The sequence below is a fragment of the Sorangium sp. So ce327 genome (assembly GCF_051530205.1).
GTDB classification, from domain to species: domain Bacteria; phylum Myxococcota_A; class Polyangia; order Polyangiales; family Polyangiaceae; genus Sorangium; species Sorangium cellulosum_B.
Genome location: NZ_CP150330.1, coordinates 6,849,097 through 6,862,126, shown reverse-complemented (window position 1 = coordinate 6,862,126; position 13,030 = coordinate 6,849,097). Strand labels below are relative to the sequence as shown.

Here is a 13,030-nt window from a genome sequence, read left to right as displayed (position 1 = left end):
CGCTGCTGCATCCGTCGAAGAGCCTATCTCGTCGGCAATGAGGCGTGCTCCGGTGCCAGTTTGCAGCCTCATGGGGCCAGCTTCCGAGGTTTTTTGCAGCCTCATGGGGCCACCCCAAACGCAGGAGGATGGGGCCACCCGCGCGGGGGCGTGACCCGGTTTTTTGCAGGGTCATGGGGCCAGCTTCCGAGGTTTTTTGCAGCCTCATGGGGCCAGCTCGGGACGCCGCGGTCGGGATCTGAGACGGGCTCCTTCCGAGGACGGCGCGGGTCGCCGTCGGAAGGAGACCGATGCCCTACCGAGAGCTGATCATGGTTGACATCAAGGAAATGCTCCGCCGTCGTGCGGCGGGGCAGAGCGCGCGTCACGTGGCGCGCGAGACGGGCGTCGATCGCAAGACGGTCGGCAGGTACTTCGAGGCCGCAGCGATGTTGCCACTGTCGCGCGATCGCGAGCCGACGGACGAGGAGATCCACGCGATCGCCCAGCGTGTGCAGGCGCGCCCGGTGCCCGACGCAAGCGAGGAGTGGAAAGAGATCGGCGCGTATCGCGCACGCATCGAGGCCTGGCTCGCCCAACCTCGGCCGTTGAAGCTGACGAAGATCCACCTGCTGCTCAAGCGCGACCACGGCGTCAGCGCGAGCTACGACACACTCCGGCGCTTTGCCATGGAGGAGCTCGCGTGGCGCAAGAAGACGCCGACGGTTCGCGTCGCGGACACCGAGCCTGGCGAGGTCGCGCAGATCGACTTCGGCCTGATGGGTAGGCTGTTCGACCCAGCGACGCAGCGAGCTCGCAATCTGTGGGCGCTCGTGGTGACGCTCGCATACAGCCGCTACCAGTTCGTGTGGCCGTCGTTCGAGCAGACCACTGCGGCGGTATGCGCGGGCCTGGATGCGGCGTGGTGGTTCTTCGGCGCGATGACGCGCGTGATCCTCCCGGACAACATGAAGGCCATCGTGCTGCGCGCCGACGAGCTCGCCCCCGTGCTCGTGCCGGCGTTCCTCGACTACACGCAGACACGCGGGCTGTTCGTGGATCCTGCGCGCGTCAGGTCGCCCAAGGACAAGGCGCGTGTCGAGAACCAGGTCGCGTACGTGCGCGAGAGCTGGTTCGACGGCGAGTCGTTCTCGAGCCTCGACGAGGCGCGCGCGTCCGCTGAGCGGTGGTGCCGTGACGTCGCTGGAGCGCGAGTCCACGGCACGACACGCGAGGTGCCGCGCGAGGTGTTCGAGTCACGCGAGAAGGGCACCATGAAGCCGGCGCCGGCAGCGCCGTTCGACGTGCCGCACTGGACTGACGCGAAGGTGCACCCCGACCATCACGTGCAAGTCCTGCGGTCGCTCTACAGCGTGCCCACGCGCTACGTTGGAAGCACGGTGCGCGTCCGCGCCGACCGCGCGTCGGTCAGGATCTACGCGGGCACGGAGCTCGTGAAGGTGCACGTGCGCGTCGCGCCGGGCAAGCGCTCCACCGATGCGAGCGACTACCCCGTGGGCAAGGACGTCGCCGCGGTGCGCGACGTGGCTTCGCTCATCACGAGCGCGAAGAAGTGCGGCGTGCACGTCGGCATCTACGCCGAGCGGCTGCTCGATGTGCCGCTCCCCTGGACGCGCATGCGGCTGGTCTATGCGCTGCTGCGGCTGTGCAACAAGTTCGGCAGCGGGCGCGTCGAGGCGATCTGCCAGAGCGCGCTCGCGTTCGATGTCGTCGACGTACAGCGCGTGACGCGCATGCTCGAGACGGCGAAGACGCCCGCGTCGCCGCTCGCGGATGAGCGCAAGGTCGTTGCGCTCCCCACGCCGCGGTTCGCGCGCAGCACGGAGCACTTCGCGACACGCACGCTGGCGGCTGCCGCGACGAAGGAGGAGGCGTGATGAGCTTCAGCGAAGTCGACCCCGCGCTCGTCACGGCGCTCAAGCGCCTGCGCCTCGGCCGCATCGCTGCGACGCTGCGTGAGCGGCTGCTGCTGGCCGAGAAGCAGTCGATGGGGCACGAGGAGATGTTGCTCATGCTGCTCACCGACGAGATCGGGCGCCGCGAGGCGAGCGCGACGGAGAGCCGCGTACGCGACGCCGGGCTCGATCCCGGCATGCGCCTGGAGCTCTGGGACAAGGCCGCGAAGGTCAGCTTCGACAAGCGTCTGCTCGGTGGGTTCACGAGCCTGCGCTTCCTCGAAGAGCACAAGCACATCGTCATCCTCGGCTCGGTCGGCGTGGGCAAGACCTTCCTCGCGAACGCACTCGGACACCTCGCGTGCCAGCACGGCTACAGCGTGCGCTTCCTGCGCGCCGACGCGATGCTGCGCAGACTGCGCCAGAGCAGGCTCGACAACTCACGCGACGCCGAGATGGTCGCGCTCACGACTGTCGACCTGCTCATCCTCGACGACTTCGCGCTCGAGGTGATGAGCAAGGAAGAGAGCCGCGACGTCTACCAGCTCTTCCTCGAACGCACGGGCCACGCGTCGATGATCGTCACGAGCAATCGCGACACGGCCGAGTGGCTCGCGATGTTCGACGACGTGCTGCTCGCGCAGAGCGCCGTCGATCGGTTCAAGAACGCGGCGTTCGACTTCATCATCGAGGGCGAGTCGTACAGGCCACGGCTCAAGCCGAAGCTCGACGAGAGCAACACGGCCGCGCCGGTGCCCGCGCGCAGCAAGCCGCCCACCCATCCACGCAACAAGCGGCGATGACCGCTGCGGCCCCGGTGAGGACGTCGATCCCGGGGCCGCGCCGCTGCCCCCCCTCGCTCCACGCGGCGCGCCTCGCCCACCGTCGTCAACGTGGCCGCGAGGGGCGCCGGGGGCGGGGTAAACGTTCCTGCTCCTGAGCGTCGCGGCCCCTACGCCGGACCTGCCAGAGGGCCCGGGTGGCCCCATCACCCTGCAAAAAAGAGGGACGTCGCCGGTCGCTTCGCGCCCGGCTCCGGGGACCTCGACACGCTTCGCGGTCTCGGGCATGGTCGAGGCCGATCACGTCGTCTCCCCCTGGCCCCATGACCCTGCAAAGGGGTGGCCCCATGACCCTGCGACGTGGCACTCCGGTGTGCGCGCCGGGACCGAGCGCGGGACACCGCGGTGCTCGCGCACCGCCTCGAGCTCGTCTTCGAGCGTCATCTCAATGATGCATGCAGAGCGTCGAGCCGGGTGTGAGGTTGGTCATGATGACGTCCGTTCCATGGAACGAACGACGTTGCCTGTACGGTCTGCCGACAGGGACGTCGATTTCCCGGTCCGAGAACCCGTACGAGAAGATGAGCCTTGCCCTCGCATCAATCGAGCCGCCGTTCTCGACGATGATTTTTGAGCTGCCAACGAGGGAAGTGCCGCAACGCACCGAATTGCCGAACGTCGCGCATCCACCGCAACTTTGCTCGGCGGCGCTGGCGACTGATCCTGTCTCTTCATGTTCGGGCGTTTCGAGCTCGGCTGCGCACGCCAGCATGCTGGAGACAACAATTCCGAGAGCAGCAGCTCTCCATTCGATAGCCATGGATCCCCTCCCTTGCCCCTGGAACGACCATCAACCTCGAGCGAACGACCCATCGGAGCCGCTTGTCGCGCTCCGACGTTGAGAACACGTGTTGTGACATGCCGCACGAGATCGCGCGGCGCCGGGCGGCGCATCGGCGAGCACCCGTGGCCTCAGCGGGTGCACCTCCGCCACATGAGACGGTAGGTCTGCTCGCTCACGGTCATCCGACCTGTCCCCGTGAGATTTCGCTGGTTGTCGATATCGACGGACGTCCTGATCACGAGCGGCGCGATGGCGCCGCACGGCGACCATACAGCAGTGTGTGGCCCGAGCGCGTCGCGGTGGGAATAGGTGGCATTGTAGGGTCCACGAAGCACCGTCCTGAACTCGGGCTCCTCGCCGGGAGGGGAACCGGAGAAGTAGTAGGAAGCTCGCTGCGTCCCGACGATCCCGGCGCCGAGGTCCGCAAAGCCTCGAAAGTCGACATCGGCGACCGAGAAGCTGAAACCCTCCGGGAAATCCAGCTCGACAGTGAGCGCGCAGAATTTCCGCTTCTCGACGACCTCGACCGAGGGGCCGACGCTCGCGACGAACCTGTCGAACGAGAGGATGGATCCGTCGGCGGTGATGCTCGCGGCGACGCTCCGTTCGGGGCACCCCGATCCGCCGTGCGTGAAGGAGCGGACGCGCGCGTACGGAGGAGTGTCCTGCGCGTGGGAGGAGCCGGTGATTCCGATCCCGGCCAGCCCCGCCGCAAGGAACGCCATCGTGGTGAGCTTGTGGTTCATCGTCGTCCTCCAGCAATGCAGGCTGACGCGGCGAGCGCGGGACCGCAGAGCCGCGTGACACGGGCCTGGTGACCCCGCCCCGCGCGACCGAGCGCACCGGCGAGATCCGGTGGCGTCAGCGGGGGCACCTCCGCCACCTCAGGTGGTAGATCTGCTCGACCTTGAGATCCGTTGTGTCCACGCTCATAAGGCCCGTCCCGGTGAGATTTCGCTGGTTGTTGATATCGACGGACGTCCTGATGACGAGCGGCGCGATGGCGCCGCACGGCGACCATACGGCGGCCAGCAGCCCCAGCGAGTCGCGGCGCGAGTAGTTGTCATTGTAAGGCCCCCTGAGCACCGTCTTGAACTCGGGCTCACGGCCGGGGCGGAAACCCGCGAAGTAGTAGGAAGCTCGCTGCGTCCCCACGAGCCCGGCGCCGAGGTCGGCAAAGCCTCGAAAATCGACATCGGCGACCGAGAAGCTGAAACCCTGCGGGAACTCCATCTCGACAGTGAGCGTGCAGTTTTTTCGCTTCTCGGCGACCGCGACCGCGGGGCCTACGGTCGCGACGTATTTGTCGTACAAGACCGTGAGTATGCGCCCGTCAGCCGTGATGTTCGCGCCGACGCTCCGTTCCGGGCATCCCGAGCCTCCGTGTGTGAAGCTCCGGATCCTTGCGTACGAAGGATTATCCTGCGCGTGTGCGGTGCGAGTCAATCCGGTGCCGGCAAGGCCCGCGGCAAGGATCGCGAGCGTGATGATCGTGTGCTTCATCGTCGTCCTCCAGCAATGTACAGACTCGCGCGGCATGCGCCGCTCCGCCGAGCCGTGCGACACGGGCCTTCTGATCCCGCCCCACGCAGCCGGCATGAGTCCTCCGGCGGCGAGGAGGGGACGCATCGAGATCTCGAGGCCCTCCCACTACAGCATGTAGTCACCACGGCCGTGCAGTCGCAAGAGGGCCGAAGGCGCGGAGAGGACCGTCTTGAGCTCGGGCTCCTGTTCCCGCCGGGATCCGGAGAAGCCGTAGTGCGCGATACTCGCTGTTCACCCGCTCATCGAGCGGTGCTCATCGAGCCGATTCGCTGCGTCGCTCGCCCGGCCCGCATGCTTCGCGCGCTCCGACCCGCGCTCTCAGCAGATGCGCGGGAGCTGCTCGCCGGAGAGCAGATCGAGCGTGCGCCGGGTCCCGAGCCGGGTCCTCAGGACAACGCTCCCTTTCCCCTCGCCGACGATCCGACCGATGCGCGCGGCCCCCCGGCCGAGCGGGTGATCGCGCAGGCTCGCCAGGGCGCGCTCCGCCTGGGCTTCCGGCAGGAACGCGACGAGCCGGCCCTCGCACGCCACGTAAAGCGGGTCGAGCCCGAGCAGCTCGCACGCCCCGAGGACCGCAGGTTCCACGGGGATCTGCGCTTCCTCCACCTCGACGTGGACGCCCGCGTCGAGCGCGATCTCGTTCAAGACGGCCGCGAGCCCGCCGCGGGTCGGATCCCGCAGGCAGTGGACGTCGATCCCCGACGAGATCAGCGCCGCCGCGAGCTCGGCGACAGGCGCGCAGTCGCTCTCCACGGGCTCGTCGAACGCGAGCGCCTCACGCACGGACAGCACCGCGATCCCGTGCCGCCCCACGTCGCCGGACACGAGCACGGCATCGCCCGGCCGGACCCGGCGCGGCGCGATGACCACGCCCTCGGGCACCACGCCGATACCGGCGGTGTTGATGAACAGCCCATCTCCCTTGCCCCGGTCGACCACCTTGGTGTCGCCCGTCACGAGCTCGACCCCGCACGCGTCCGCAGCGGCGCGCATCGACAGCGCGATCTGCTGGAGCTCGCCGATGGACAGCCCCTCTTCCACGATGAAGCCGGCGCTCAGGTAAGCGGGCCGGGCGCCCGTCATGGCCAGGTCGTTCACCGTGCCATAGACGGACAGCTTGCCGATGTCACCTCCGGGGAAGAAGCGCGGATGCACGACATAGGTGTCCGTGGTGAACGCGAGGGACGCGCCGCCGAGCCGCACCACCGCGCCGTCGTGGCGGGCCGAGAGCGGAGCGCTGTCGAACGCGGGCAGGAAGACGTGCTCGATGAGCTCACGCATGAGCCGCCCGCCGCCGCCGTGAGCGAGCTGGACCGTCCTCTGGCGCAGCGGCGCGGGGCAGCTCATCTCGAACCGTGCGGCGGGTCCGCCCTCCGGTAACGGTAGTAGGCCGCGCACGCGCCCTCCGAGGAGACCATCGTGGCGCCCAGCGGAGTCTCCGGCGTGCAGCGCACACCGAACGCGGGGCAGTCCGGCGGCTTGAGCACCCCCTGGAGCACGAGGCCGCTCTTGCAGTCGGTCGACGCCCGGGGCTCCGGGTCGCCTGCCGGCGCCCACCGCCGCTCTGCGTCGTGGTCCGCGTACGGCGCCCGGAGCCCGAGCCCGCTCCCGGCGATGGGACCGATGCCTCGCCAGGTCCGGGGCACGATCTCGAAGACCTCCCGGATCATGCGCTGCGCGGTCTCGTTGCCGGCCTCACGCACCGAGCGGGCGTACTGGTTCTCCACGTCGGCGCGGCCCTCCTCGAGCTGCCGGACGCACATGAAAATGCCCTGGAGGATGTCCAACGGCTCGAAGCCCGTGACCACGATGGGGACGCGGTGCTCGGCGGCGAGCGGACGGTAGGCGTCGATGCCCATCACCGTGCACACGTGGCCCGCGGCGAGGAACCCGTCGACGCGCCGATCCGGCGCCCTGAGGATCACCTCCATCGCGGGCGGGACGAGCACGTGCGACACGAGGAGGGAGAAGTTCCGGATGCCGCGGCGCCGCGCCTCGAACACCGCCATGGCGTTCGCGGGCGCCGTGGTCTCGAAGCCGACCGCGAAGAAGACGACCTCGCGATCCGGCAGGCGCTCGGCGAGCGCGAGCGCGTCGAGCGGCGAGTAGACGACGCGCACGTCACCGCCCCTCGACTTCACCGCGAACAGGTCGTCGGTGGAGCCGGGGACGCGCAGCATGTCGCCGAACGAGCAGAACGTGACCTCGCGGCGCGAGGCGATCTCGAGCGCACGATCGACGAGCTCGACCGGCGTGACGCACACCGGGCAGCCAGGGCCGTGCAGGAGCGTGATCTCCGGGGGCAAGAGCTCGTCCAGGCCGAAGCGGACGATGGCGTGCGTCTGACCGCCGCAGACCTCCATGATCGACCAGGGGCGAGAGACCACCCGCCGGATCGCCTCCACGTACGGCCCGACGCGCTGCGCGTCGCGGTACTCGTCGATGAACCTCATCGCGGCTCCTCCCCATCGCCCGCTGCGCCGAGCTCGTCGAGATAGGAGAGCGTCCGTCGCGCCGACGCCTCGTCGATGCGGCTGATGGCGAAGCCCGCGTGCACGATCACGTAATCGCCGGCCTCCGCCTCCGGCACATAGGCGAGGCAGATCTCCTTGACGATCCCGCCGAAGGCGACGCGGCCGAGCCGGAGGTCGCCGCCCGTGACGCCGAGGACCCTGCCGGGGACGCCGAGGCACATCGTCACACCTCCACCACGTCCGATTCCACGTCCGATTCCGCGTCTGTGCCGCGCCGCGCGGCCACGAGGACCTGGCCGAGCGACAGGCCGCCGTCGCCCGGCGGGTAGAGCCTCGGCGTGAAGACCTCGACGCCCCGCGCGGCGAGGCGCTCGCGGATCGACGCGGCGAGGAGCGCGTTCTGGAAGCACCCGCCCGCGAGCACGATGCGCCCGAGGCCGCTCGCGGCGGCGAGCGCCTCGGCGACGTCCGCGAGCGCCGCGTGAAAGCGGGCCGCGATGACGCCGGGCGGAACACCGTCACGCCGATCGCCCAGCACCGCGTCGATCAGCGGGCCGAAGTCGAGCTCCGCCGGCACCCCCGCCGCGCTTGCGCGCAGCGGCAGCGGATAGCCCGCCTGCTCGCCGGCCGCCTCGGCCAGGCACTCCAGCTCCATGGCGGCCTGCCCCTCGAAGCTCGCCGCCCCGCGCAGGCCCGCGAGCGCCGCCACCCCGTCGAACAGGCGCCCCACGCTCGTCGTGCGCGGCGAGCCCGTCCCGCGCGCGAGCATGGAGAACAGCGGGCCGAGCTCGGCCTCGCGGAACCAGGCGCGCGCATGGTCCCGGGCGCCCTCGCCGAGGAGCTCCCAGAGCAGCCCGAGCGCGGAGCGGCGCGGCTCCCTCATGGCGCGCTCGCCGCCCGGCAGCGGGAAGGAGCGGAGGTGCGCCGCGCGGCGGAAAGACGCCCCGTCCACGATCAGCGCCTCGCCGCCCCAGAGGGCGCCGTCGAGCCCGTAGCCGGCGCCGTCCCACGCGAGGCCGAGGACAGGTCCGTCGAGGCCGTGCTCGGCCACGCAGGCGGCGACGTGCGCGTGGTGGTGCTGCACCCGGATGAGCGGCGCGCGGAAGGCCGCCGCGAGCTGCTCGGCGATGCGGCTTCCCGCGTAGTCGGGGTGGAGATCACAGGCGATGCGCTCCGGCCGCACCCGGAACAGGCGCAAGAGGTCGAGGGCCGTGCGCTCGATGAGCGCGGCGCCGTCCGCGGTGTGCGCGTCGCCGAGGTGCTGGCTGACGACCACCTGGCCGTCGAAGAAGAGCGCCGTCGTGCTCTTCAGGTGGCCGCCGAGGGCGAGGATCGGCGGGGCGGCGACCCGCAGCGGGAGAGGCAGCGGGGCGAAGCCGCGCGCGCGGCGGAGGAGCTCGACGCCAGCCGGCCCGACGCGGGCCACGGAGTCGTCGAGGGGGCGCACGATCGGCCGGTCGTGCACGAGGAACAGGTCGGCGATGCCGCCCAGGCGCTCCAGCGCGTCCGATGTGTCGGTGCAGATAGGCTCGTCCGAGAGGTTGCCGCTCGTGCAGACGACGGGCCGGCCGACGAGCTCCAGCACCAGCCGGTGGAGCGGCGTGTAGGGGAGCAGCGCGCCCAGGCGCGGCGTGCCCGGCGCGACCGCGTCGGCGAGGGCGACCCGCGCGGCGGCGGGCGAGAGGCGCCGCAGCAGCACGATCGGCGCCTCGGGGCCGCGCAGCGCGTCCGCCTCGGCGGGAGACACACGGCAGGCGCCGCGCACGGCGTCGAGCGAGCCGAACATCACCGCGAACGGCTTGGCGTCGCGGCGCTTCCGCCGGCGCAGGAGCGCGACCGCGTCCGGCGATGTCGCGTCGACCAGCAGATGGAAACCACCGAGCCCCTTCACCGCGACCACCTTCCCCGCCAGCACCGCGGCCGCGGCCTCGCGGAGCGCGCCGTCAGGCGACCCGGAGCCCCGAAGGCCGGGCTCCATCGGGTCTCCGGCTGCGGTGACGAGCTCGACGCGCGGGCCGCATGCCGGGCAGGCGATGGGCTCCGCGTGGAAGCGCCGGTCCGAGGGATCCGCGTACTCCGCGGCGCACGCGGGGCACATCGGGAAGCGATCCATCGTGGTCCTGGCCCGGTCGTACGGGAGCCCCGAGAGGATCGTGTAGCGGGGACCGCACTGCGCGCAGCTCGTGAAGGGGTAGCGGCGGCGGCGGCCGGTCTCGCTGTCCACCTCGCTGGCGCACTGCTCGCAGACGGCGAGATCCGCGGGCACCGACGGGCGCGCCCCGCTGCCCGCCTCGCTGCCGAGGATCTGGAACGGGCCGGCGTCCTCCTCGGCCCGCCGCTCGAGCTCGATGCGCTCGACGCGCGCGGGCGCGCTGGGCTCGTAGGTCAGGCCGGCGACGAAGGCGTGCAGGCTGCGCTCCGGCCCCTGCACCTCGATCTCGACCCCGCCGGGGCGGTTCCGCACCCAGCCGCCCAGGCCGAGCGCGGACGCGCACCGGTAGACGAACGGCCGGAAGCCCACCCCCTGGACGATGCCGTACACGCGGAGCGCGAGGCGCGGCACGGCTACTCCACCTCCATGGCATCCAGGCCGAGCCCCAGGCGCCCGAGGAGCGTCGCCTGGTCGCCGCCGCAGCGCGGGCAAAGCAGCACGTGATGGTCGGGCGCGTACGTGCCGCCGCACGAGAGGCAGCGCGCCTCGACGCGGTGGAGCCGCAGATCGAGGCGCGCCCCCTCGGCCGGCGTGCCGCGCGCGTGCGCCGCGAAGTGGAGCGAGAGGCTCTCCGGCGAGAGCGCCTCGGCCTCGGCCACCCAGCCGCGCACCGAGACGACCCGCGTCGCCCCCTCGGCCGCGGCGCGCTCCAGGGCGGCGGAGAGCAGCTGTCGAGCGATGGACGACTCGTGCACGGGCTCACCCTCCGAGGAACGAGAGGACGCGGGCGACAGCCCGGGGGACCGCCGCGGCCACGTCGGGCGACAGGCCGGGCTCGTCCAACGCTCGGGGCTCCGGGTCGCCTGACGGCGCCCTGTGCCCCGAACCCCGCTGATGAGGCATCATGCCGATGCTCACGCCGACGATGCGGATGTCGGGCGAGAGCCGGTCCGGCGCCGTGATGCGAGCGAGCTCGATGGCCTGCCCGACGCCGAGGCCGTGCGTCGAGACCGGGACAGGCGCACCGGCGGCGAGGTCCGAGGGCGAGAGATCGAGCACCTCCCCGGGCGGTGACGCGAGCACGGCGTCGACGACCACGACCGTCGAGGGCGTCTGGAGGAGCGAGACGAGCGCGGTCGCGTCCCTCGCCTCGACGACCTCCGCGTCGCCCGGCAGACCCCGGCGGCGCAGCGCCTCGAGCACGGCGAGCCCGGCAGCGTCGTCGCCGGCCGCGCGTTGCCCGAGGCCGATGATCCGCGCGGTCATCGCGGCGCCTCCTCGACGCGCAGGGTGAGGAAGTGCGTCGCGCAGGAGATGCAGGGGTCGTGGTTGCGCACGGCCTGCTCGGCGCGCGCGGTCGCCTCGCGGAGCGGCAGCGACGCCAAGGACGGCGACAGCGCGCAGAGGTCCTCCTCGATCGAGAGCTGGTTCTGCGAGGTGGGCGGGACGATCTTGGCGTCCAGGATCGTCCCCTCGGCGTCGAGCGTGTAGCGGTGGTACAGGAAGCCGCGCGGCGCCTCGGAGCCGCCGTAGCCCTTGCCCGCGCGGACCGCGCGAGGCGCGACGAACGGCGCCAGCGGGGGCGCGTACGCCTCGATGATCCGGATCGACTCCTCGAACACCTGAAGGATCTCCACGAGGCGCACAAGCAGGCTCCGGAACGGGTTGCGGCACGGGACGGCGAGGCCGGCGGCGCGCGCCGCGTCCTGGACCTCGGGGAGCAGGCGATCGAAGCTCAGGTTGAAGCGCGCGAGCGGGCCGCACAGATAGCTGCCACTGCCATGGATCCTCGACCTCAGCGCGGTCGACCAGGAGACGTGCTCCTCGACGAAATGGGCGTCGTAGTCGCGCACCTCGATGTCGAGCCCGCCCGAGGAGACGAGGCGCCCCTCGGCGATCGCGTACACGTCGTCGCTGCGGAGCGCGACGAACTCGTAGGGCCGCTCGAGCTCCGGGCACGGCAGCGTCGCCATCCAGGAGAGGCACGCGCGCGCGCGCTCACGCCCGGCGCGCAGCTCGGGGAGCAGGCACTCAAGGTCCGCGCGGGACGGCGCGCTGTAGAAGCCACCGACGCGGGTGTTGACCGGGTGGATCTCGCGGCCCCCGAGGAGCGCGACGATGGCGTTCCCCGCCTTCTTGATGGCGAGGCCCTTCGCGACCCAGTCGCGGTGGTCGCGCGCCATGGCGATCGCGTCCGGGTAGCCGAGGAAGTCGGGTGCGTGCAGCAGGAAGACGTGCAGGGCGTGGCTCTCGATCCACTCGCCGCAGTAGAGGAGGCGCCTGAGCGCGCGGAGCTCCGGGCCGAGCTCGATGCCGAGCGCGTCCTCCATCGCGCGGCACGCGCTCGTGATGTACGCGACCGGGCAGATGCCGCAGATGCGGGACGTGATGTCGGGCGCCTCCGCGTAGCCCCGGCCGCGGAGGAACGCCTCGAAGAACCGCGGGGGCTCGAAGATCGAGAGGCGCGCCTCCTTCGCCCGCCCGTCCTCGAGCACGAGCGTCAGCGAACCCTCGCCCTCGACGCGGGCCAGGTAGTCGACCGCGATGGTGCGCGTTTCAGCGCTCATGCCGCTCGCTCTCCGCGCGGAACGCCGGGGCGTTCGCGTTGAAGGCGCGGTGGAGCCGCACGAGGTCGCGCTCCGGCACGCCCGCCGCCTGGAATGCGCGCGAGAGCGACTCCATGTTCGGCGCCTCCATGGGCCCGAAGCAGCCGTAGCAGCCGCGCTGGTAGGTCGGGCAGAGCGCGCCGCAGCCCGCGTGCGTCACCGGGCCGAGGCAAGGCGTGCCGGTCACCATCACGCACACGTTGCCGCGGATCTTGCACTCGACGCAGACGCTGTGGCTCGCGACATTGGGCCGGCGCCCGTGGAGAAAGGCGCTGATCACCTCCAGGAGCTGGCGCTTGTTCACCGGGCAGCCGCGCAGCTCGAAGTCGACGGGGACGTGGTCGGCTATCGCCGTGGAGGTGGCGAGGGTCTCGATGTACGCGGGAGAGGCGTACACGACCGACAAAAACTCACGTACATTCGCGAAGTTGCGTAGCGCCTGGATGCCCCCGGCCGTCGCGCAGGCGCCGATCGTGACGAGCGCCTTCGACAGCCGCCGGACCTCGCGGATCCGCTCGGCGTCGGCGGGCGTCGTGATCGACCCCTCGACCAGCGACAGGTCGAACGGCCCCGCGCGCTCGAGGCTCGTGGCCTCCTTGAAGTAGGCGATGTCGATCGCGGCGGCGAGCGACAGGAGCTCGTCCTCGAGGTCGAGGACGCTGAGCTGACAGCCGTCGCACGAGGCGAACTTCCACACGGCGAGCTTCGGCTTCGCGCTGCGCGCCATGGCGC

The 13,030-nt window shown here is 71.2% G+C and carries 13 protein-coding genes; 2 read left to right on the top strand and 11 right to left on the bottom strand.

Annotation, left to right across the window (positions count from 1 at the left end; genetic code table 11):
- The first annotated feature begins 290 nt into the window (after positions 1-290).
- Positions 291-1,877, top strand: coding sequence for an IS21 family transposase (gene istA / locus WME95_RS25620; RefSeq protein WP_437902024.1), 1,587 nt, complete (start codon positions 291-293; stop codon positions 1,875-1,877).
- The gene (locus WME95_RS25615) at positions 1,877-2,698 is read left to right on the top strand and encodes an ATP-binding protein (protein WP_437902022.1); all 822 of its coding nucleotides are present in this window, start codon (positions 1,877-1,879) and stop codon (positions 2,696-2,698) included. Before istA ends, WME95_RS25615 begins: the two co-directional genes overlap by 1 nt.
- A gap of 424 nt (positions 2,699-3,122) precedes the next feature.
- Here WME95_RS25615 and WME95_RS25610 read toward each other — a convergent pair whose 3' ends face one another.
- The 11 genes from WME95_RS25610 to WME95_RS25560 all read right to left on the bottom strand — a co-directional run bounded on the left by WME95_RS25610 (position 3,123) and on the right by WME95_RS25560 (position 13,025).
- The gene (locus tag WME95_RS25610) at positions 3,123-3,497 is read right to left on the bottom strand and encodes a hypothetical protein (RefSeq protein ID WP_437902020.1); all 375 of its coding nucleotides are present in this window, start codon (positions 3,495-3,497) and stop codon (positions 3,123-3,125) included.
- Positions 3,498-3,649: 152 nt separating this feature from the next.
- Positions 3,650-4,267, bottom strand: coding sequence for a DUF4360 domain-containing protein (locus tag WME95_RS25605; RefSeq protein ID WP_437902018.1), 618 nt, complete (start codon positions 4,265-4,267; stop codon positions 3,650-3,652).
- Between the two features lie 115 nt (positions 4,268-4,382).
- Entirely contained in the window at positions 4,383-5,024 is a 642-nt protein-coding gene (locus WME95_RS25600; RefSeq protein WP_437902016.1) for a DUF4360 domain-containing protein, read from the bottom strand.
- A gap of 360 nt (positions 5,025-5,384) precedes the next feature.
- Positions 5,385-6,413: a hydrogenase expression/formation protein HypE gene (hypE, locus tag WME95_RS25595; RefSeq protein WP_437902014.1), complete on the bottom strand. Its 1,029-nt coding sequence runs from the start codon at positions 6,411-6,413 to the stop codon at positions 5,385-5,387.
- Positions 6,410-7,519, bottom strand: coding sequence for a hydrogenase formation protein HypD (hypD, locus tag WME95_RS25590; protein WP_437902012.1), 1,110 nt, complete (start codon positions 7,517-7,519; stop codon positions 6,410-6,412). Before hypD ends, hypE begins: the two co-directional genes overlap by 4 nt.
- Entirely contained in the window at positions 7,516-7,761 is a 246-nt protein-coding gene (locus tag WME95_RS25585; RefSeq protein WP_437911028.1) for a HypC/HybG/HupF family hydrogenase formation chaperone, read from the bottom strand. Before WME95_RS25585 ends, hypD begins: the two co-directional genes overlap by 4 nt.
- 2 nt (positions 7,762-7,763) lie before the next feature.
- The gene (gene hypF / locus WME95_RS25580) at positions 7,764-10,103 is read right to left on the bottom strand and encodes a carbamoyltransferase HypF (protein WP_437902010.1); all 2,340 of its coding nucleotides are present in this window, start codon (positions 10,101-10,103) and stop codon (positions 7,764-7,766) included.
- A 2-nt stretch (positions 10,104-10,105) separates the two neighbouring features.
- The gene (locus tag WME95_RS25575) at positions 10,106-10,447 is read right to left on the bottom strand and encodes a hydrogenase maturation nickel metallochaperone HypA (RefSeq protein WP_437902008.1); all 342 of its coding nucleotides are present in this window, start codon (positions 10,445-10,447) and stop codon (positions 10,106-10,108) included.
- A 4-nt stretch (positions 10,448-10,451) separates the two neighbouring features.
- The gene (locus WME95_RS25570) at positions 10,452-10,958 is read right to left on the bottom strand and encodes a hydrogenase maturation protease (RefSeq protein WP_437902006.1); all 507 of its coding nucleotides are present in this window, start codon (positions 10,956-10,958) and stop codon (positions 10,452-10,454) included.
- The gene (locus tag WME95_RS25565; protein ID WP_437902004.1) at positions 10,955-12,259 is read right to left on the bottom strand and encodes a Ni/Fe hydrogenase subunit alpha; all 1,305 of its coding nucleotides are present in this window, start codon (positions 12,257-12,259) and stop codon (positions 10,955-10,957) included. Before WME95_RS25565 ends, WME95_RS25570 begins: the two co-directional genes overlap by 4 nt.
- Complete coding sequence (locus WME95_RS25560; protein WP_437902002.1) at positions 12,249-13,025, bottom strand: oxidoreductase; 777 nt, start codon at positions 13,023-13,025, stop codon at positions 12,249-12,251. The genes WME95_RS25565 and WME95_RS25560 overlap by 11 nt, the downstream gene beginning before the upstream one ends.
- Positions 13,026-13,030 lie beyond the last annotated feature (5 nt).